Annotated in this window: 19 protein-coding genes; 18 read left to right on the top strand and 1 reads right to left on the bottom strand. The window is 57.2% G+C overall.

Features of this window, described 5'->3' with window-relative positions:
• The first annotated feature begins 48 nt into the window (after positions 1 to 48).
• The 6 genes from corC to AFK66_RS13490 all read left to right on the top strand — a co-directional run bounded on the left by corC (position 49) and on the right by AFK66_RS13490 (position 6041).
• Positions 49 to 924 (top strand): CNNM family magnesium/cobalt transport protein CorC, encoded by an 876-nt coding sequence (gene corC / locus AFK66_RS13465; RefSeq protein ID WP_004387191.1) that lies wholly within the window; start codon positions 49 to 51, stop codon positions 922 to 924.
• 4 nt (positions 925 to 928) lie between these two features.
• Positions 929 to 2470, top strand: coding sequence for an apolipoprotein N-acyltransferase (gene lnt, locus AFK66_RS13470; RefSeq protein ID WP_007781810.1), 1542 nt, complete (start codon positions 929 to 931; stop codon positions 2468 to 2470).
• 363 nt (positions 2471 to 2833) lie between these two features.
• Positions 2834 to 3739, top strand: coding sequence for an amino acid ABC transporter substrate-binding protein (locus AFK66_RS13475; RefSeq protein ID WP_007781808.1), 906 nt, complete (start codon positions 2834 to 2836; stop codon positions 3737 to 3739).
• Between the two features lie 162 nt (positions 3740 to 3901).
• Positions 3902 to 4642, top strand: a complete 741-nt coding sequence (locus AFK66_RS13480; RefSeq protein ID WP_007781806.1) for an amino acid ABC transporter permease — start codon at positions 3902 to 3904, stop codon at positions 4640 to 4642.
• Entirely contained in the window at positions 4642 to 5316 is a 675-nt protein-coding gene (gltK, locus tag AFK66_RS13485) for a glutamate/aspartate ABC transporter permease GltK (RefSeq protein WP_007781802.1), read from the top strand. Before AFK66_RS13480 ends, gltK begins: the two co-directional genes overlap by 1 nt.
• Positions 5316 to 6041 carry an amino acid ABC transporter ATP-binding protein gene (locus tag AFK66_RS13490; protein ID WP_007781799.1) on the top strand — a complete coding sequence of 242 codons (726 nt, stop codon included), beginning with the start codon at positions 5316 to 5318 and terminating at the stop codon, positions 6039 to 6041. The genes gltK and AFK66_RS13490 overlap by 1 nt, the downstream gene beginning before the upstream one ends.
• A 54-nt stretch (positions 6042 to 6095) precedes the next feature.
• Here AFK66_RS13490 and AFK66_RS13495 read toward each other — a convergent pair whose 3' ends face one another.
• Positions 6096 to 6578, bottom strand: a complete 483-nt coding sequence (locus tag AFK66_RS13495; RefSeq protein ID WP_032968727.1) for a zinc ribbon-containing protein — start codon at positions 6576 to 6578, stop codon at positions 6096 to 6098.
• Between the two features lie 227 nt (positions 6579 to 6805).
• Here AFK66_RS13495 and leuS point away from each other — a divergent pair, with 227 nt between their 5' ends.
• The 12 genes from leuS to lipB all read left to right on the top strand — a co-directional run bounded on the left by leuS (position 6806) and on the right by lipB (position 19448).
• Positions 6806 to 9388: a leucine--tRNA ligase gene (gene leuS, locus AFK66_RS13500; RefSeq protein WP_007781795.1), complete on the top strand. Its 2583-nt coding sequence runs from the start codon at positions 6806 to 6808 to the stop codon at positions 9386 to 9388.
• Positions 9389 to 9402: 14 nt separating this feature from the next.
• A complete protein-coding gene (gene lptE / locus AFK66_RS13505; protein ID WP_023899157.1) occupies positions 9403 to 9999 on the top strand; it encodes an LPS assembly lipoprotein LptE in 597 nt (198 codons plus the stop codon).
• Entirely contained in the window at positions 9999 to 11030 is a 1032-nt protein-coding gene (gene holA, locus AFK66_RS13510; RefSeq protein ID WP_023899159.1) for a DNA polymerase III subunit delta, read from the top strand. The genes lptE and holA overlap by 1 nt, the downstream gene beginning before the upstream one ends.
• Complete coding sequence (nadD, locus tag AFK66_RS13515) at positions 11023 to 11682, top strand: nicotinate-nucleotide adenylyltransferase (protein ID WP_007781789.1); 660 nt, start codon at positions 11023 to 11025, stop codon at positions 11680 to 11682. The genes holA and nadD overlap by 8 nt, the downstream gene beginning before the upstream one ends.
• 293 nt (positions 11683 to 11975) lie before the next feature.
• On the top strand, positions 11976 to 12293 hold the full coding sequence (rsfS, locus tag AFK66_RS13520) for a ribosome silencing factor (protein WP_004387204.1): 318 nt from the start codon (positions 11976 to 11978) through the stop codon (positions 12291 to 12293).
• Between the two features lie 3 nt (positions 12294 to 12296).
• Complete coding sequence (rlmH, locus tag AFK66_RS13525) at positions 12297 to 12764, top strand: 23S rRNA (pseudouridine(1915)-N(3))-methyltransferase RlmH (protein WP_007699721.1); 468 nt, start codon at positions 12297 to 12299, stop codon at positions 12762 to 12764.
• A gap of 25 nt (positions 12765 to 12789) precedes the next feature.
• Entirely contained in the window at positions 12790 to 14691 is a 1902-nt protein-coding gene (gene mrdA / locus AFK66_RS13530; protein WP_004387206.1) for a peptidoglycan DD-transpeptidase MrdA, read from the top strand.
• A gap of 1 nt (position 14692) precedes the next feature.
• A complete protein-coding gene (gene mrdB / locus AFK66_RS13535) occupies positions 14693 to 15805 on the top strand; it encodes a peptidoglycan glycosyltransferase MrdB (protein ID WP_007781784.1) in 1113 nt (370 codons plus the stop codon).
• 10 nt (positions 15806 to 15815) lie between these two features.
• Positions 15816 to 17000, top strand: a complete 1185-nt coding sequence (gene rlpA / locus AFK66_RS13540; RefSeq protein ID WP_023899160.1) for an endolytic peptidoglycan transglycosylase RlpA — start codon at positions 15816 to 15818, stop codon at positions 16998 to 17000.
• Between the two features lie 144 nt (positions 17001 to 17144).
• Complete coding sequence (dacA, locus tag AFK66_RS13545; protein ID WP_023899161.1) at positions 17145 to 18359, top strand: D-alanyl-D-alanine carboxypeptidase DacA; 1215 nt, start codon at positions 17145 to 17147, stop codon at positions 18357 to 18359.
• A 105-nt stretch (positions 18360 to 18464) separates the two neighbouring features.
• Positions 18465 to 18728, top strand: a complete 264-nt coding sequence (gene ybeD, locus AFK66_RS13550; RefSeq protein ID WP_007781777.1) for a DUF493 family protein YbeD — start codon at positions 18465 to 18467, stop codon at positions 18726 to 18728.
• A 78-nt stretch (positions 18729 to 18806) separates the two neighbouring features.
• Positions 18807 to 19448: a lipoyl(octanoyl) transferase LipB gene (gene lipB / locus AFK66_RS13555; protein WP_007781775.1), complete on the top strand. Its 642-nt coding sequence runs from the start codon at positions 18807 to 18809 to the stop codon at positions 19446 to 19448.
• Positions 19449 to 19714: the final 266 nt, after the last annotated feature.

Consider the following 19714-nt stretch of genomic DNA (forward strand, 5'->3'; position numbering starts at 1 on the left):
CCGCCACGAGCGATACATAAACTAACATGAGAACCCTGAATTAACGCCATGAGCGACGACAACTCACACAGTAGCGACTCACTTAACAAAAAGGGATTTTTCTCCCTCCTCTTAAGCCAGCTGTTCCACGGTGAACCGAAAAACCGTGACGAACTGCTAGAGCTTATCCGTGATTCCGAGCAGAACGAGCTTATCGACCAGGATACGCGCGATATGCTTGAAGGGGTGATGGATATCGCCGATCAGCGCGTGCGCGACATCATGATCCCCCGCTCCCAGATGGTTACCCTGAAACGCAACCAGAGCCTTGATGAATGTCTTGACGTCATTATCGAATCGGCGCATTCGCGTTTCCCGGTGATTAGCGAAGACAAAGATCACATTGAAGGGATTTTGATGGCCAAGGATCTGCTGCCGTTTATGCGCAGCGATGCCGAAGCCTTCAGCATGGATAAAGTGCTGCGCCCGGCGGTTGTCGTGCCGGAAAGCAAACGGGTTGACCGGATGCTGAAAGAGTTCCGCTCCCAGCGTTATCACATGGCTATCGTGATTGACGAATTCGGCGGCGTATCCGGACTTGTGACTATCGAAGATATTCTTGAGCTCATCGTCGGCGAAATCGAAGATGAATACGACGACGAAGAAGATATCGATTTCCGTCAGCTCAGCCGCCACACCTGGACCGTGCGCGCGCTGGCGTCCATTGAAGATTTTAACGATACCTTCGGCACCCAGTTCAGCGATGAAGAAGTCGATACCATCGGCGGTCTGGTGATGCAGGCATTTGGCCACCTGCCTGCGCGAGGAGAGACCATCGACATCGATGGTTACCAGTTTAAAGTTGCCATGGCGGACAGCCGTCGTATTATCCAGGTCCACGTCAGAATGCCGGAAAACTCGCCGCAGCCTAAACTGGAAGACTAATGGAATGGCTCTTGCCTCAATGATTGAACGCCAGCGCGTGCGTCTGCTGCTGGCGCTGCTTTTCGGTGCCAGCGGAACGCTGGCCTTTTCCCCTTACGATTTCTGGCCCGCCGCCCTCATTTCGCTGATGGGCTTACAAGGGCTTACGCTTAACCGCCGTCCGATGCAAAGCGCCTGGATTGGTTTCTTCTGGGGGCTTGGCCTGTTTGGCAGCGGCGTGAACTGGGTCTATGTCAGCATCGCCCAGTTCGGCGGCATGCCGGGACCGGTCAACGTGGCGCTGGTCATCCTGCTTGCCGCGTATCTGTCGCTCTATACTGGTCTTTTCGCAGGCGTGCTGTCGCGCCTGTGGCCGAAAACCACCTGGCTGCGCATGGCGGTTGCCGCGCCCGTCGTCTGGCATCTCACCGAGTTTTTACGCGGCTGGGTGCTGACCGGCTTCCCGTGGCTGCAATTCGGCTACAGCCAGATAGACGGCCCGCTGAAAGGCCTGGCGCCTGTGATGGGCGTTGAGGCCATCACCTTTTTGCTGATGTCGGTGAGCGGCCTCCTGGTGCTGGCGATGGCGCATCGCGCCTGGAAGCCTACCGTCTGCGCGCTCGTGCTGTTCGCGCTGCCCTTCCCGCTGCGCTATATCCAGTGGGCTCAGCCGCATGCCGAACGCGCGGTAAACGTCGCGCTGGTGCAGGGCAATATTCCGCAGTCGATGAAGTGGGATGAGCGCGAGCTGATGAATACGCTGCGGATTTATTTTAACGCCACGCGCGAGCAGCTCGGTAAAGCAGGGTTGATTATCTGGCCGGAATCCGCCATTCCCGATTTAGAGAGCAATCAGCAACAGTTCCTGCACGATCTCGATACCGTGCTGCGCGATAACGACGCGACGCTGATTACCGGCGTGGTGGATGCGCGTCTTAACGAGAAAAACCGTTACGACACCTACAACACCATCATTACGCTCGGCGCCGATACGCCGTACAGCTACAACTCTGCCAACCGCTACCATAAAAACCATCTGGTGCCGTTTGGCGAGTTCGTGCCGCTGGAATCGATCCTGCGCCCGCTCGCGCCGTTCTTCGATCTGCCGATGTCCTCTTTCAGCCGCGGCCCGTATATGCAGCCGCAGTTACAGGCGCACGGCATGAAGCTCACGGCCGCTATTTGCTACGAAATTATTCTTGGCGAACAGGTGCGCGATAACTTCCGCCCGGATACCGATTTCCTGCTGACTATCTCGAACGACGCCTGGTTTGGCCACTCTATCGGCCCGTGGCAGCACTTCCAGATGGCGCGCATGCGTGCGCTGGAGCTGGCGCGTCCGCTGCTGCGCAGCACCAATAACGGCGTCACGGCGGTTATTGACGCTAACGGTAACGTTCAGTCGATCATCCCGCAGTTCACCCGCGAGGTGTTAAACGCCTCCGTTACGCCCACCAGCGGGCTGACGCCGTATGCCCGTTTTGGCAATGCCACTATCTGGATTATCGTCGCGCTGGGCGGTTTCGTCTCCGTGCTAATGAGCCTCGGCAGACGCAGACGTTCGTAAACTGCCGTTACATTGCCGCTAAAAAGGTCAGCTATGCTGGCCTTTTTCTTTTCTGGCACACCCTTTGCTTTACTTAACCCAATGATTTAGCTGAAACGCCCTGTCGGGCGGCGCAGGCGTGTTATATGCACCAGCAGCGATCTTTTGCGGCACCACTTTAGTGCAACACCGCATTTTTGCCTCCAAATGGTGCGGCGCGCTTCGCAAAAATAAACAAATTCACAGCAAATTATTTACATCCAGCCAGGCTAAATGGTACCAACACGGTACTAACGCTGCTGGCGGGACGGCAGGATATAACAACACACACATTCACAATTGGGTATCAATGGCGTTTCTGGCGCCACGATAAAGGAGTTGGATATGCAGTTACATAAACTGACCGCAGCAATGCTGGTAATGGGCCTGAGCGCAGGCCTGGCCCATGCGGAAGACGCAAGCAGCGGTCAAAGCACGCTGGATAAAATCAAAGCGAACGGCGTTATCGTTGTCGGTCATCGCGAATCCTCTGTTCCTTTCTCCTATTACGACAACCAGCAAAAAGTGGTCGGCTATTCGCAGGATTACTCCAACGCTATCGTTGAAGCCGTGAAGAAACAGCTCAACAAACCGGACCTGCAGGTCAAAATGATCCCGATTACCTCGCAGAACCGTATCCCGCTGCTGCAAAACGGCACATTCGATTTCGAATGCGGCTCCACCACGAATAACCTGGAGCGCCAGAAACAGGCCGCGTTCTCTGACACCATTTTCGTCGTGGGCACTCGCCTGCTGGTGAAAAAAGGCGGCCCGATTAAAGATTTCCCGGATCTGAAAGGCAAAGCGGTCGTCGTGACTTCCGGCACCACTTCAGAAGTGCTGCTGCATAAGCTGAACGACGAGAAGAAAATGGATATGCGCATCATCAGCGCCAAAGATCACGGCGACTCTTTCCGTACCCTGGAAAGCGGCCGCGCGGTGGCGTTTATGATGGATGACGCCCTGCTGGCTGGCGAACGCGCGAAAGCGAAGAAACCGGATAACTGGGAAATCGTCGGCACGCCGCAGTCCAAAGAAGCCTACGGCTGCATGCTGCGTAAAGGCGATGAGTCTTTCAAAAAGCTGGTAGACGATACCATTGCCAAAGCACAGACCTCTGGCGACGCAGAGAAATGGTTTGATAAATGGTTTAAAAATCCGATCCCACCGAAAAACCTTAACCTGAACTTTGAGCTTTCCGACGACATGAAAGCCCTGTTCAAAGAGCCTAACGATAAAGCGCTTAACTAATTACAACCATTAAGGGGCGGGTCACCCTGCCCTCATGATTGAAGAAGCAAGCCCGGACAGACTATACGCCGGTTGGCCGTTCCCCAACCGGCGCGAACAGAGAGGCTTCTCATCAATCTTAGGGGGTAGCGCTGCTACCCTTCTTTTTTTTCGGAGTACGTTATGTCTATAGACTGGAACTGGGGCATCTTCCTGCAGGATGCGCCGTTCGGCAACACCACCTACTTAGGCTGGCTATGGAGTGGCTTCCAGGTGACCGTCGCGCTGTCGATAAGCGCCTGGATAATCGCCTTCCTCGTTGGTTCCCTGTTCGGCATTTTGCGCACCGTACCGAACCGTTTTCTCTCCGGGATCGGCACCTGCTACGTCGAGCTTTTCCGTAACGTTCCGCTGATCGTTCAGTTCTTTACCTGGTATCTGGTCGTGCCGGAGCTGCTGCCGGAAAACCTCGGCATGTGGTTTAAAGCGGAGCTCGATCCGAACGTGCAGTTTTTCCTCTCCTCAATGATCTGCCTGGGGCTCTTTACCGCCGCCCGCGTCTGCGAGCAGGTACGCGCTGCTATCCAGTCGCTGCCGCGCGGCCAGAAAAACGCCGGCCTCGCGATGGGGCTGACGCTGCCGCAAACCTACCGCTATGTGCTGCTGCCAAACGCCTACCGCGTGATTGTGCCGCCAATGACCTCAGAGATGATGAACCTGGTGAAAAACTCGGCCATCGCCTCAACCATCGGTCTGGTGGACATGGCAGCGCAGGCAGGCAAACTGCTCGACTATTCCGCGCACGCCTGGGAGTCTTTTACGGCCATTACCCTCGCTTATGTCTTTATCAACGCGGTCATTATGCTGGTGATGAATCTGGTGGAACGTAAGGTTCGCCTGCCGGGTAATATGGGGAGCAAGTAATGTACGAATTTGACTGGAGCTCCATTGTTCCCTCCATGCCTTATCTGCTGGCGGGCCTGGTTATTACCTTAAAAATCACCGTTACCGCCGTCATCTTCGGTATCGTCTGGGGTACGCTGCTGGCCGTGATGCGGCTTTCCGCATTTAAGCCGCTGGCCTGGTTTGCCACCGCCTACGTAAACGTGTTTCGCTCCATTCCGCTGGTCATGGTGCTGCTGTGGTTTTACCTGATTGTGCCGGGGATTTTGCAGGATGTGCTGGGCATCTCGCCGAAAACTGACATCCGTTTGATCTCCGCGATGGTGGCGTTCTCGATGTTTGAAGCCGCCTATTATTCGGAGATTATCCGCGCCGGTATTCAGAGCATCTCCCGCGGCCAGTCGAGCGCCGCGCTGGCGCTCGGGATGACGCACTGGCAATCCATGAAGCTGATTATCCTGCCGCAGGCGTTTCGCGCCATGGTCCCGCTGCTGCTCACTCAGGGCATCGTGCTGTTCCAGGATACCTCGCTCGTTTATGTGCTGAGCCTTGCGGATTTCTTCCGCACCGCGTCCACCATCGGCGAGCGCGACGGCACACAGGTAGAGATGATCCTGTTTGCAGGCGCCGTTTATTTTGTCATTAGTTTAAGTGCATCGCTGTTGGTCAGCTGGCTGAAGAAAAGGACTGTATAATGATTACCCTGAAAAACGTTTCAAAATGGTATGGTCACTTTCAGGTGCTTACCGACTGCTCCACGGCCGTGAAAAAAGGCGAAGTCGTGGTGGTGTGCGGCCCTTCCGGCTCCGGCAAATCGACGCTGATTAAAACCGTCAATGGCCTTGAACCTGTTCAGCAGGGCGAAATCGTCGTCAACGGCACCAGGGTGAACGACAAAAAAACCAATCTGGCGCAGCTTCGCTCACACGTCGGCATGGTATTCCAGCACTTCGAGCTGTTCCCGCATCTCTCCATTATCGAAAACCTGACGCTCGCGCAGGTCAAAGTGCTCAAGCGCGACAAAGCCGCCGCCCGTGAAAAGGGGCTAAAGTTGCTGGAGCGCGTCGGGCTGTCCGCGCACGCCAATAAATATCCGGCGCAGCTTTCCGGCGGCCAGCAGCAGCGTGTGGCGATTGCCCGCGCGCTGTGCATGGACCCGGTTGCGATGCTGTTTGACGAACCCACTTCCGCGCTCGATCCGGAAATGATCAATGAAGTGCTGGACGTGATGGTCGAGCTGGCGCAGGAAGGGATGACGATGATGGTGGTGACGCACGAAATGGGCTTTGCGCGTAAAGTGGCGCACCGCGTTATTTTTATGGATGAAGGCAAGATTGTGGAAGACTCGCCGAAAGAAGAGTTCTTCGCGAACCCGAAATCGGAACGCGCGAAAGACTTCCTCGCGAAAATCCTCCACTAACTATTATTGCCAAAAATAATGCGCGGGTTCAGGCCCGCGCATTCATATTGTCTGTTACGGCTCGAACGGCCGACGCTGGAACTGGTTATGGCCGCATTTGGGGCAGACCGGCAGCACTTCCGGGGTGTAAAAAGCGAGATGGTGATGGCAGTTTTCACACACCAGATTGCCAAGCCCCACCACCTCGCCGCTGTGATAGACGCCGTGATGGTTAAGATCCTGGAACACTTCGCGCCACTCCAGCTGGGTTTTATCGGTGATATCCGCCAGCCCCTGCCAGACGCTCTCTTTGATTACCCGTAAAAAGACGCTGTCTGTCAGTTCTTCCTGACTTTCCTGATAGCTGCGGGCGAACTCTTCCAGATCGCGCCGCACCGCGCGGGTGACTTCCTCTTCTTCCGTGCGGGTAAGCTCGCCGGTGCGGGCAATATGCCGTCTCGCACTCTCCACCAGCGCATCGATATCCCGCTCCCCGTTGCGGACGCGTTCGGTGAGCGAGGCCACCAGTTCACGGTAATATTGCGCAACCTTGTTCATCGCCTTTTCCTCCTGGATGGGTAACCTCTTCTTATTGTAGACGTTAATCCCGCAGCGCTTTGCCAGCCAGCGCACAGCGCCGTGTAAAATCACGTATTTCCTTATTCACGCCCCCTCCGCTGAAAGGCTGTTGTGCGGCGGTCGAATCGGCTATGCTATGCGGATCTGAAATAACACACGTTAAGGCTACATTTGTAGCTGTATTGAAAACAGGACTACTGGCTGCCATGCAAGAGCAATATCGCCCGGAAGAGATAGAATCCAAAGTACAGCTTCACTGGGAAGAGAAGCGCACGTTTGAAGTGACCGAAGACGAGAGCAAAGAGAAGTATTACTGCCTGTCGATGCTTCCCTATCCTTCTGGCCGACTACACATGGGCCACGTTCGTAACTACACCATCGGCGATGTGATTGCGCGCTACCAGCGTATGCTCGGTAAAAACGTGCTCCAGCCTATCGGCTGGGACGCCTTCGGCCTGCCGGCGGAAGGTGCCGCGGTGAAAAACAACACCGCCCCGGCCCCGTGGACGTACGACAACATCAACTACATGAAAAACCAGCTCAAAATGCTGGGCTTCGGCTATGACTGGAGCCGCGAGCTGGCGACCTGTACGCCGGAATATTACCGCTGGGAACAGCAGTTCTTCACCGAACTCTACAAAAAAGGCCTGGTGTATAAGAAAACCTCCGCGGTGAACTGGTGCCCGAACGATCAGACCGTCCTTGCTAACGAACAGGTCATCGACGGCTGCTGCTGGCGCTGCGACACCAAAGTTGAGCGTAAAGAGATCCCGCAGTGGTTTATCAAAATCACCGCCTATGCCGACGAGCTGTTAAACGATCTCGATAAGCTCGACCACTGGCCGGATACCGTTAAAACCATGCAGCGCAACTGGATTGGCCGCTCCGAAGGCGTGGAAATCACCTTCGACGTTCAGAACAGCGACGAAAAGCTGACGGTGTACACCACCCGCCCGGATACCTTTATGGGCGTCACCTATCTGGCCGTTGCGGCGGGTCATCCGCTGGCGCAGGCCGCGGCGGCCGCTAACCCGGCGCTGGGCGATTTCATCGCCGAATGCCGTAACACCAAAGTCGCGGAAGCCGATATGGCGACGATGGAGAAAAAAGGCGTCGATACGGGCCTGAAAGCGATTCACCCGCTGACCGGCGAGGCTATCCCGGTGTGGGCGGCGAACTTCGTGCTGATGGAGTATGGCACCGGCGCGGTTATGGCCGTTCCCGGCCACGACCAGCGCGACTATGAATTCGCGACCAAGTACAGCCTGCCGATTAAGCCGGTTATCCTGACCGCAGAAGGCACTGCGCCGGATCTGAGCGAACAAGCGCTTACCGAAAAAGGCGTGCTGTTCAACTCCGGCGAATTTGACGGTCTGGACTTCGAAGCGGGCTTTAACGCGATTGCCGACAAACTCGCCGCCAAAGGCGTGGGCGAGCGCAAAGTGAACTATCGTCTGCGCGACTGGGGGGTTTCCCGTCAGCGTTACTGGGGCGCGCCAATTCCGATGGTGACGCTGGAAGACGGCACCGTTATGCCGACACCTGCCGATCAACTGCCGGTGATCCTGCCGGAAGATGTGGTGATGGACGGCATCACCAGCCCGATTAAAGCCGATCCGGAGTGGGCGAAAACCACCGTTAACGGCCAGCCTGCGCTGCGCGAAACCGACACCTTTGACACCTTCATGGAATCCTCCTGGTACTACGCGCGCTACACCTGCCCGCAGTACAAAGACGGCATGCTGGATGAGAAGGCCGCCAACTACTGGCTGCCGGTCGATATTTATATCGGCGGTATCGAACACGCCATCATGCACCTGCTCTACTTCCGCTTCTTCCACAAGCTGATGCGCGACGCGGGCATGGTGAATTCTGACGAACCGGCGAAACAGCTGCTGTGCCAGGGCATGGTGCTGGCAGATGCGTTCTACTACGTTGGCCCGAACGGCGAACGTAACTGGGTTTCCCCGAAAGACGCCATCGTCGAGCGCGATGAGAAAGGCCGCATCGTGAAAGCGAGCGACGCCGCGGGCCATGAACTGGTGTATACCGGCATGAGCAAGATGTCGAAGTCCAAAAACAACGGCATCGACCCGCAGGAGATGGTTGAGCGTTACGGCGCGGATACCGTGCGTCTGTTCATGATGTTCGCCTCTCCGGCGGATATGACGCTTGAATGGCAGGAATCCGGCGTGGAAGGCGCAAACCGCTTCCTGAAACGCGTCTGGCGTCTGGTGTACGAGCACACGTCGCTCGGCGACGCGCCGGCGCTGAATGTCGATGCGCTGAACGACGATCAGAAAGCGCTGCGTCGCGATGTTCATAAAACCATCGCGAAAGTATCCGATGATATCGGCCGCCGTCAGACCTTTAACACCGCTATCGCCGCCATCATGGAACTGATGAACAAACTGGCGAAAGCACCGCAGGAAGGCGAGCAGGATCGCGCCTTAATGCGTGAAGCGCTGCTGGCCGTGGTGCGTATGCTCAACCCGTTCACCCCGCACGTCAGCTTTACGCTGTGGCAGGAGCTGAAAGGCGAAGGCGATATCGACAACGCGCCGTGGCCGCAGGCTGACGAAAGCGCGATGGTGGAAGACACGACGCTGGTCGTCGTTCAGGTCAATGGTAAAGTGCGCGGCAAAATCACCGTGGCGGCTGACGCGACCGAAGAGCAGGTGCGCGAGCGCGCCGCTCAGGAACATCTGGTGGCGAAATACCTCGCCGGCGTGACCGTACGTAAAGTGATTTACGTACCGGGTAAACTGCTTAACCTGGTTGTGGGCTAAGCGCAGGAGGAAGCGTGCGACATCTGATTACTCTGTTTGTAGGCCTGGCGGTGATGCTCACCGCCGGTTGCGGCTGGCATCTGCGCAATACCACGCAGGTGCCGGAGCAAATGCATACATTGATCCTTAACTCCGGCGATCCGAACGGCCCGCTGACGCGCGCGGTGCGTAACCAGTTGCGTCTGAACGGCGTGGAGATTGTCGAGGCCAGCTCCATTCGCCAGGATGTGCCGTCGCTACGTATTGGCGGTTCTTCCATTTCCCAGGATACCGCCTCGGTCTTCCAGAACGGTCGTACCGCGGAATATCAGATGGTGATGACGGTTAACGCGACCGTACTGATCCCGGGTCATGATATCTACCCGATCAGCGCCCGCGTGTATCGTTCGTTCTTTGATAACCCGTTGACGGCGCTGGCGAAGTCGGCTGAGCGCAACATCATCGTTCAGGAGATGTATGACAAAGCCGCCGAACAGCTGATCCGCAAACTGGTCTCGGTTCACGCGCGCGACGTGTCGCAAACCCGCGATGCGCAGCAGGCTGACACCACGCCTGCTGACGCTGCGACGCCAGACAGCGGCCGCGTTTCCACCACGCTCCCCGTTCAGTAATGCTACGGCTTTACCCTGAACAACTCCGCGCGCAGCTCAACGAAAGGCTGCGCGCGGCCTATTTAGTGCTCGGCAACGATCCGTTGCTGCTCCAGGAAAGCCAGGACGCCATTCATCAACAGGCGCAGGCCCATGGGTTTGAAGAGCACCACCGCTTTATCATTGATGTCAGCACCGACTGGCAGGCGATTTTCTCGCTCTGTCAGGCGATGAGCCTGTTCGCAAGCCGCCAGACGCTTTTGCTGGCGCTGCCGGAAAACGGCCCCAACGCAGCCATTAACGAACAGCTCGCCACGCTGGTCAGCCTGCTGCATGACGATCTGCTGCTGATTGTACGCGGCAACAAACTCACGAAAGCCCAGGAAAACGCTGCGTGGATAACGGCCCTCTCCGACCGCGCCGTGCAGATAACCTGCCAGACGCCGGAGCAGGCGCAACTGCCGCGCTGGGTGGCTAACCGGGCGAAGCAGATGAATCTGCAACTGGATGACGCCGCCTGTCAGCTGCTGTGCTACTGCTATGAAGGCAACCTGCTGGCGCTCGCCCAGGCGCTGGAGCGGCTGTCGCTTATCTGGCCGGATGGCAAACTGACGCTGCCGCGCGTTGAACAGGCGGTTAACGACGCCGCGCATTTTACGCCGTTCCACTGGGTTGATGCCCTGCTGGCGGGTAAAAGCAAACGCGCGCTGCATATCCTGCAGCAGTTACGGCAAGAAGGTGCCGAACCGGTGATTCTGCTACGCACCCTGCAGCGCGAACTGCTGACGCTGGTGACGCTGAAACGCCAGTCAACAAACACGCCGCTGCGCGCGCTGTTCGATCAGCACCGCGTCTGGCAGAACCGCCGCGCGCTTATCAGCGAGGCGCTCTCGCGCCTGAGCGACGACAGGCTCTGGCAGGCGGTACGACTGCTGACACAGTGCGAAATCACGCTCAAGCAGGATTACGGCCAGAACGTCTGGCCGGAGCTGGAAAGCCTCTCGCTGATGCTGTGCCACAAAGCGCTGGCCGGAGTGTTTATCGATGACTGACCGTATCCCTGCGCTCCAGGCCTGGTATGGCGGCACGTTCGACCCCATCCATTACGGCCATCTGCGCGCCGTAGAAGCGCTCGCCAGAGAAGTGAAGCTTACTCAGGTGACCATAATGCCGAACAATGTGCCGCCACATCGCCCGCAGCCTGGCGCCAGCAGTCTTCAGCGTAAAGCGATGGTGGAGCTGGCGATTGCCGGTCATCCGCTGTTTCGCCTGGATACGCGTGAGCTGCAACGCGCTACGCCGTCGTGGACCAGCGAAACGATGGCGCAGCTACGCCTTGAGGCAGGCCCCGATGCGCCGCTGGCGTTTATTATCGGCCAGGATTCCCTGCTGACGCTGCGCACATGGCATAACTACGAGGCGCTGCTGGCCTGCTGCCACCTGCTGGTCTGTCGTCGCCCTGGCTATCTGGTCACGATGAAAACCGACGAAGACCAACGCTGGCTGGAGCCTCGTCTCGCCCGCCAGGCAGACGAGCTTCATCGCCAGCCCGCGGGTAAAATCTTTCTTGCCGACACGCCGCTCTACCCGATTTCGGCGACGGATATCCGTGCGCGTCTTGCCAGCCATCAACCGTGTGACGACCTGCTGCCGCCTGCGGTACTGGAGTATATCCACCGTCACGCGCTCTATCGCCAGCCGTAACAGAAAGAAAGACCGCGCACGCGTCACGCCCTTCTGCTGACGCGCGCTGAACCGATTGTGGTTCAGGCATTGACACAACGGGCGATACTGTTATCCTCCGCTGCCAGATATTTCCCGCCGCAAGCCGCCTTTCTGAAATTGTTTTACAAAAATGGCGATGCAAACTCTTGCCTGCGGTGGGATGATAGCCCACTTCTGAGCGCAGCACGCCCCTATTCCGGCCGCTGTACTCGTATCGATTATCCGATGGCGCATCCGGCGTCATCTGTGGTTCACATTCCCAGGGGGAAAACTTGCAGGGTAAAGCACTCCAGGATTTTGTCATTGATAAAATCGACGATCTTAAAGGCCAGGATATTATCGCCATTGATGTTAAGGGCAAATCCAGCATTACAGATTGTATGATTATCTGCACCGGCACCTCCAGCCGTCACGTGATGTCTATCGCCGATCATGTTGTTCAGGAGTCCCGCAAGGCGGGCATGATGCCGCTCGGCGTTGAAGGCGAGAACGCCGCCGACTGGATCGTCGTCGATCTCGGCGATGTGATTGTGCACGTCATGCAGGAAGAGAGCCGTCACCTGTATGAGCTGGAAAAGCTCTGGGGTTAAGGCGTGAAGCTTCAGCTGGTCGCCGTTGGCACAAAAATGCCCGACTGGGTGCAGACAGGTTTCAGCGAATATCTGCGCCGCTTCCCTAAAGATATGCCGTTTGAACTCGTTGAGATCCCGGCGGGGAAGCGTGGCAAAAACGCCGACATCAAGCGCATTCTTGATAAAGAAGGCGAAATGATGCTGGCGGCGGCGGGAAAAAACCGCATCGTGACGCTCGATATTCCGGGACGCCCGTGGGATACGCCGCAGCTGGCTCGCGAGCTTGAGCGCTGGAAGCAAGACGGCCGCGATGTAAGCCTGCTTATCGGCGGGCCGGAAGGCCTTTCCGACGCGTGCAAAGCGGCGGCGGAACAGAGCTGGTCGCTTTCCGCGCTCACCCTGCCCCATCCGCTGGTACGTGTGATTGTCGCGGAGAGTCTCTACCGCGCCTGGAGTATTACCACTAATCACCCGTATCATCGTGAATAACCACCACAGGTAAGTTAAGCAGCGGATGAAACTCAAGGATTCCTTTCGCGATTATACGGCTGAGTCCGCGCTCTTTGTGCGTCGGGCGCTGGTCGCTTTTGCCGGCATCCTGGTGCTGACCGGGATTCTGATCGTCAACCTTTATCACCTGCAAATCCTGCGTTTTAACGACTATCAGACCCGCTCCAACGAAAACCGCATCAAACTGGTGCCGATCCCGCCAAGCCGCGGGATTATCTACGATCGCAACGGCACGCCGCTCGCCCTGAACCGCACTATCTACCAGATAGAAATGATGCCTGAAAAGGTAGACAGCGTTCAGGATACGCTGGAGGCGCTGCGCTCGGTGGTCGATCTCAACGATGACGACATCGCGAACTTCAAAAAAGAGCGCGCGCGTTCGCACCGCTTTACGTCGATTCCTGTAAAAACCAACCTGACGGAAGTGCAGGTGGCGCGTTTTGCGGTGAACCAGTACCGTTTCCCCGGTGTGGAAGTCAAAGGCTACAAGCGTCGCTATTATCCGTATGGCGCGGCGCTGACGCACGTTATCGGCTACGTCTCGAAGATTAACGATAAAGACGTCGAACGCCTCGATAAAGACGGCAAGCTCGCCAACTACGCCGCCACGCACGATATCGGCAAGCTCGGCATTGAGCGCTACTACGAAGATGTCCTCCACGGCCAGACCGGCTATGAAGAAGTTGAAGTTAACAACCGCGGGCGCGTGATTCGCCAGCTGAAAGAAGTTCCGCCGCAGGCGGGCCACGACATCTACCTGACGCTCGATCTCAAGCTTCAGACCTATATCGAAACCCTGCTCCAGGGCAGCCGTGCCGCAGTGGTCGTCACCGATCCGCGTACCGGCGGCATTCTGGCGATGGTCTCGATGCCAAGCTATAACCCCAACCTGTTCGTGGATGGTATCTCCAGCAAAGATTACTCCGGCCTGCTGAACGACCCGAACACGCCGCTGATCAACCGCGCCACGCAGGGCGTCTACCCTCCGGCATCTACCGTGAAGCCGTATGTGGCGGTTTCCGCGTTAAGCGCGGGCGTTATCAACCGCAACACGTCGCTGTTCGACCCCGGCTGGTGGCAGTTACCAGGCTCCGAGAAGCGCTACCGCGACTGGAAAAAGTGGGGCCACGGGCGGCTTAACGTCACGAAATCGCTGGAAGAATCCGCAGATACCTTCTTCTATCAGGTCGCTTACGACATGGGCATTGATCGTCTCTCCGAGTGGATGCGTAAGTTCGGCTACGGCAGCCTGACGGGGATCGATCTTTCTGAAGAGCGCTCCGGCAACATGCCGACGCGCGAATGGAAGATGAAGCGCTTTAAAAAACCGTGGTATCAGGGCGACACCATTCCGGTCGGCATCGGCCAGGGCTACTGGACCGCCACACCGGTGCAAATGAACAAAGCCATGATGATCCTGATTAACGACGGCGTGGTGAAAGTACCGCATCTGCTGATGACGACGGTGGTTAACGGCCAGAAAGTGCCGTGGAAACAGCCTGAACAGCCGCCGGTGGGCGATATTCACTCCGGTTACTGGGAAATCGCCAAAGACGGCATGTATGGCGTCGCCAACCGCGCCAACGGCACCGGCCACAAATATTTCGCTGGCGCGCCTTATAAGATTGCCGCGAAATCCGGTACTGCGCAGGTCTTTGGGCTGAAAGCCAACGAAACCTATAACGCGCACCGTATTGCTGAACGTCTGCGTGACCACAAGCTGATGACCGCGTTCGCGCCTTACGATAACCCGCAGGTCGCGGTGGCGATGATCCTGGAAAACGGCGGCGCGGGCCCGGCGGTGGGGACTATCATGCGCCAAATCCTCGACCACATTATGCTCGGGGACAATAACACCGAACTGCCGACGGAAAACCCCGCCACGGCGGCGGCGGAGGATCGATAAGATGACCGACAATCCGAATAAAAAGTCGCTGTGGGATAAAATCCATCTCGACCCAACCTTTATGCTGATAATCCTGGCGCTCTGCTTCTACAGCGCGATGGTAATCTGGAGCGCCAGCGGCCAGGATATCGGCATGATGGAGCGCAAAATCGGCCAGATTATGATGGGCCTGGTAATTATGATCGTGCTGGCGCAGATCCCGCCGCGCGTCTACGAAGGCTGGGCGCCCTATCTGTACATCGTCTGTATTATTTTGCTGGTCGCGGTGGACGCCTTCGGGGCGATATCCAAAGGGGCGCAGCGCTGGCTCGATCTCGGCGTGGTGCGTTTTCAGCCCTCGGAAATTGCCAAAATCGCCGTGCCGCTGATGGTGGCGCGCTTTATTAACCGCGACGTCTGCCCGCCAACGCTGAAAAACACTGGCATCGCGCTGGTGCTGATTTTCATGCCGACGCTGCTGGTAGCCGCTCAGCCCGATCTCGGCACCTCGATTCTTATCGCCGCCTCCGGCCTGTTTGTGCTGTTCCTCTCCGGCTTAAGCTGGCGTGTGATCGGCATCGCAGTGGTGCTTATCGCGGCGTTTATCCCCATCCTCTGGTTCTTCCTGATGCATGACTACCAGCGTCAGCGCGTCATGATGCTGCTGGACCCGGAGAGCGACCCGCTGGGCGCGGGCTATCATATTATTCAGTCGAAAATCGCTATCGGCTCTGGCGGCCTGCGCGGCAAGGGCTGGCTGCATGGCACCCAGTCGCAGCTGGAGTTTCTGCCGGAGCGCCACACTGACTTTATCTTCGCGGTTCTCGCTGAAGAGCTGGGGCTTGTCGGCGTGCTGGTGCTGCTGGCGCTCTATGTCCTGCTGATTATGCGCGGGCTGTGGATCGCCGCGCGCGCCCAGACGACCTTCGGGCGCGTCATGGCTGGCGGTCTGATGCTGATTCTGTTCGTTTATGTGTTTGTGAATATTGGTATGGTGAGTGGTATCTTACCGGTGGTGGGCGTTCCGCTGCCGCTGGTCAGCTACGGAGGCTCCGCCCTCATTGTACTCATGGCAGGGTTTGGCATCGTCATGTCGATCCATACCCACAGAAAAATGTTGTCGAAGAGCGTATAAGAGGTTCGCAATGCGTAAGCAGTGGATTGGCGTCTGCATCGCCGCAGGGTTATTAACCGCCTGCGGCGTGAATAACGAAGGGCAACAACAGGCGAGCGTAGCGCCACAGCAGCCGGTCTGCAACGGGCCAGTCGTTGAGATAAGCGGCGCGGAACCTCGCTATGAACAACTCAATCCTTCCGTAAACAGCGATTATGAGCGCGACGGTAAGCGCTACACCATCGTTCAGGATCTCTCGCGCTTCAGCCAGGCGGGCCTTGCCGCGATTTACGACGCGGAGCCGGACAGCAATCTGACCGCCTCGGGCGAACCGTTCGACCCGATGCAGCTTACCGCCGCGCACCCCACCCTGCCGGTGCCGAGCTACGCGCGCATTACTAACCTCGCCAACGGTCGCATGATTGTCGTGCGCATTAACGATCGCGGCCCTTACGGCAACGACCGCGTCATTTCGCTCTCCCGCGCCGCCGCGGATCGCCTGAATACCTCGAACAACACGAAAGTGCGTATCGATCCGATTATCGTCGCGCCGGATGGTTCGCTCTCCGGGCCAGGCATGGCCTGTACGACAGTCGCGAAACAAACGTACGCGCTGCCGGCGCGTCCCGATTTAAGCGGCGGCCTTGGCAGCGTCTCTTCTGCCCCCCAGCCTGCCGCGCCGCAGGGCGATATTCGCCCGGTGAGCAACGATACGCTGCAAAGCGATGACACCACCGGCGCGCCGGTGAAAAGCGGCGGCTTTTTAGGCGCGCCGACGACGCTTGCTTCAGGTGTTCTGGAAAGCGCAACGCCGGACACCACTACACCGCCTGCTGCGACCGCACAGCCGACAACCGCCAGCGCAGCCGCGCAGCCCGCCACAGAACCTGCACAGTTGGCCGCGCCAGCCACCCGTAACGCGCCGGTGACCGCGCCTGGCTCCGTGCAGGGCAGCGTCGCGCCTGCCGCCAGCGCTCCTGCGAGTGCAGCTGGTAATTACGTCGTCCAGGTTGGAGCCGTCAGCGACAGCGCGCGCGCCGCGCAGTGGCAGCAAAAGCTGAGCCAGCAGTTTTCCGTACCGGGGCGCGTCAGCCAGAACGGCGCAGTCTATCGCGTTCAGTTAGGGCCGTTCGCCAGCAAAGCGCAGGCCGCCTCGCTCCAGCAGCGTTTACAGAGCGAAGCGCAGGTACAATCTTTCATTACTGTCGCCCAATAATCGCAGGCCGGGCTGGCCTGCCGCTTTGTCAGTTACGGTAAAGGCCGTTAACAAAGTCATGCGCAAAGTCGGATGCCAGCCCAAAAGGCATTTGCTATAGTAAGGCACTTTTTTTCACTCATCACGGATGTCGTTGTTCAGACCATGAAGACCACTTTCTCCGTTCGTTTTATGCAGCGTCTCGCCCTTACCACGGCGCTTTCTGTCGCAGCCCTTTCCACCGCCGCCCATGCCGACGACCTGAATATCAAAACGATGATCCCGGGCGTGCCGCAGATCGACGCGGAAGCTTACATCCTCATCGATTACAACTCAGGGAAAGTGCTGGCGGAGCAGAACGCTGACGCGCGCCGCGATCCGGCGAGCCTGACTAAAATGATGACCAGCTACGTCATCGGCCAGGCGATGAAAGCAGGTAAATTTAAAGAGTCCGATCTGGTGACCATTGGCAACGACGCCTGGGCCACCGGCAATCCGGTCTTCAAAGGCTCGTCCCTGATGTTCCTGAAGCCAGGCATGCAGGTGCCGGTCTCCCAGCTGATCCGCGGCATTAACCTGCAGTCCGGCAACGACGCCTGCGTGGCGATGGCCGACTACGTTGCGGGAAGCCAGGACGCGTTTGTGGGCCTGATGAACAGCTACGTTACCGCGCTGGGCCTGAAAAATACCCATTTCCAGACCGTGCACGGTCTGGACGCTGACGGCCAGTACAGCTCGGCGCGCGACATGGCGCTGATTGGCCAGGCGCTGATCCGCGACGTGCCGAACGAATACTCTATCTATAAAGAGAAGGAATTTACCTTTAACGGCATCCGTCAGACCAACCGTAACGGCCTGCTGTGGGATAACAGCCTGAACGTAGACGGCATTAAAACTGGCCACACCGACAAAGCGGGCTACAACCTGGTCGCGTCCGCCACCGAAGGCCAGATGCGTCTTATCTCCGCCGTGATGGGCGGTCGCACCTTTAAAGGCCGTGAAGCCGAAAGCAAAAAACTGCTGACCTGGGGCTTCCGCTTCTTTGAAACCGTGAACCCGCTGAAAGCCGGGAAAGAGTTTGCGTCTGAGCCAGCGTGGTTTGGCGATAACGACCGCGCCTCGCTGGGTGTGGATAAAGATATCTATCTGACCATTCCGCGCGGCCGCATGAAAGATCTGAAAGCGAGCTACGTGCTGAATACTTCCGAGCTGCATGCACCGCTCGCGAAAAACCAGGTGGTCGGCACCATTAACTTCCAGCTGGACGGTAAAACCATCGAGCAGCGCCCGCTCGTTGTGCTGGAAGAGATTCAGGAAGGCAATTTCTTTGGCCGCATCATCGATTACATCAAGCTGATGTTCCACCACTGGTTTGGTTAATTCCTGACCACTTGAAAGCCTGACTTTCATCCCCATATACTAAGCATCACTGCAACTCCCGCTTCGGCGGGAGTTATTATTTTTTGACGTAACGCTGGAGCTGACATGAAAACCAAACTTAACGAACTGCTTGAGTTCCCGACCCCCTTTACTTACAAAGTGATGGGCCTGGCGAAGCCTGAGTTGGTCGATCTGGTCGTCGAGGTAGTGCAGCGCCATGCTCCTGGCGACTACACGCCGCAGGTCAAACCGAGCAGCAAAGGCAACTACCATTCCGTTTCGATAACCATCAACGCGACGCATATTGAGCAGGTGGAAACGCTCTATGAAGAACTCGGTGATATCGAAATCGTGCGTATGGTACTGTGATCCCCGTTACCCGGCCGCGTCCGGGTAACGTCTCTTCGTGATATACTCCCCGCACCTTCTCTCTTCGGAGACGCAGTTTTGCTTCAGGAAAAAATCATTGTTCGCCAGCTCGGGCTTCAGCCGTATGAACCCGTATCGCAGGCAATGCATCAGTTTACCGACGAGCGCGTTGAGACCACCCCGGATGAGATCTGGCTGGTCGAACATACCCCGGTCTTTACACAGGGGCAGGCTGGCAAGGCAGAGCATGTGCTGATGCCGGGCGACATCCCCGTTATCCAGAGCGATCGCGGCGGCCAGGTGACGTATCATGGGCCTGGGCAGCAGGTCATGTATGTGATGCTTGATCTCAGGCGCCGCAAGCTCGGCGTGCGTGAACTGGTCACACTGCTGGAACAGACCGTGGTTAATACGCTTGTAGAGTGGGATATTAACGCTTACCCTCGCCCGGATGCGCCTGGCGTTTATGTCGACGGTAAAAAAATCTGTTCACTGGGGCTGCGTATTCGTAAAGGCTGCTCATTCCACGGGCTTGCGCTTAATATTAATATGGATTTACGTCCGTTTTTACGAATTAACCCTTGCGGATACGCCGGAATGGAAATGACCCAGGTTAGCGCCCTTTCTGCTGGCGCAAACCCCGAAGCAGTGCAACCCCGACTGGTGCATCACTTTTTAGCGCTACTTAATAATCCCCCGGCGGAATATATCAGCGCTTAAGACTTTCCCTGTTCGCCGCCCTTCTTGTGGCGGCCTTTAATCGTTATGCAATTTGCCGCTTTACATTCCATAACGGATTATTTATTTTCTCTGCGCCTGAATAGATTTTCCTTAATCTCATCAATGGATTAACGGCACGAGAAGATAAGCGGGATTTATCTGAAAACGCCACCCGCCCCTATGCCGTCCATGTAAAGTCCTGTTCACTTTATGCGGGTAAGATCCCCGGAGCGTTTTATTGTCGGCTAAGGGACCTGTTCACAGTT

Source organism: Cronobacter malonaticus LMG 23826 (assembly GCF_001277215.2).
Classification (GTDB): domain Bacteria; phylum Pseudomonadota; class Gammaproteobacteria; order Enterobacterales; family Enterobacteriaceae; genus Cronobacter; species Cronobacter malonaticus.

Coding starts and splice junctions, on each gene's coding strand:
- AFK66_RS13480 (WP_007781806.1), top strand. CDS start 3,902: ATGTCTATAGACTGGAACTGGGGCATCTTCCTGCAGGATGCGCCGTTC.
- dacA (WP_023899161.1), top strand. CDS start 17,145: ATGAAGACCACTTTCTCCGTTCGTTTTATGCAGCGTCTCGCCCTTACC.
- AFK66_RS13475 (WP_007781808.1), top strand. CDS start 2,834: ATGCAGTTACATAAACTGACCGCAGCAATGCTGGTAATGGGCCTGAGC.
- mrdA (WP_004387206.1), top strand. CDS start 12,790: ATGAAACTCAAGGATTCCTTTCGCGATTATACGGCTGAGTCCGCGCTC.
- holA (WP_023899159.1), top strand. CDS start 9,999: ATGCTACGGCTTTACCCTGAACAACTCCGCGCGCAGCTCAACGAAAGG.
- rlpA (WP_023899160.1), top strand. CDS start 15,816: ATGCGTAAGCAGTGGATTGGCGTCTGCATCGCCGCAGGGTTATTAACC.
- lnt (WP_007781810.1), top strand. CDS start 929: ATGGCTCTTGCCTCAATGATTGAACGCCAGCGCGTGCGTCTGCTGCTG.
- nadD (WP_007781789.1), top strand. CDS start 11,023: ATGACTGACCGTATCCCTGCGCTCCAGGCCTGGTATGGCGGCACGTTC.
- AFK66_RS13495 (WP_032968727.1), bottom strand. CDS start 6,578: ATGAACAAGGTTGCGCAATATTACCGTGAACTGGTGGCCTCGCTCACC.
- mrdB (WP_007781784.1), top strand. CDS start 14,693: ATGACCGACAATCCGAATAAAAAGTCGCTGTGGGATAAAATCCATCTC.
- gltK (WP_007781802.1), top strand. CDS start 4,642: ATGTACGAATTTGACTGGAGCTCCATTGTTCCCTCCATGCCTTATCTG.
- ybeD (WP_007781777.1), top strand. CDS start 18,465: ATGAAAACCAAACTTAACGAACTGCTTGAGTTCCCGACCCCCTTTACT.
- leuS (WP_007781795.1), top strand. CDS start 6,806: ATGCAAGAGCAATATCGCCCGGAAGAGATAGAATCCAAAGTACAGCTT.
- AFK66_RS13490 (WP_007781799.1), top strand. CDS start 5,316: ATGATTACCCTGAAAAACGTTTCAAAATGGTATGGTCACTTTCAGGTG.
- corC (WP_004387191.1), top strand. CDS start 49: ATGAGCGACGACAACTCACACAGTAGCGACTCACTTAACAAAAAGGGA.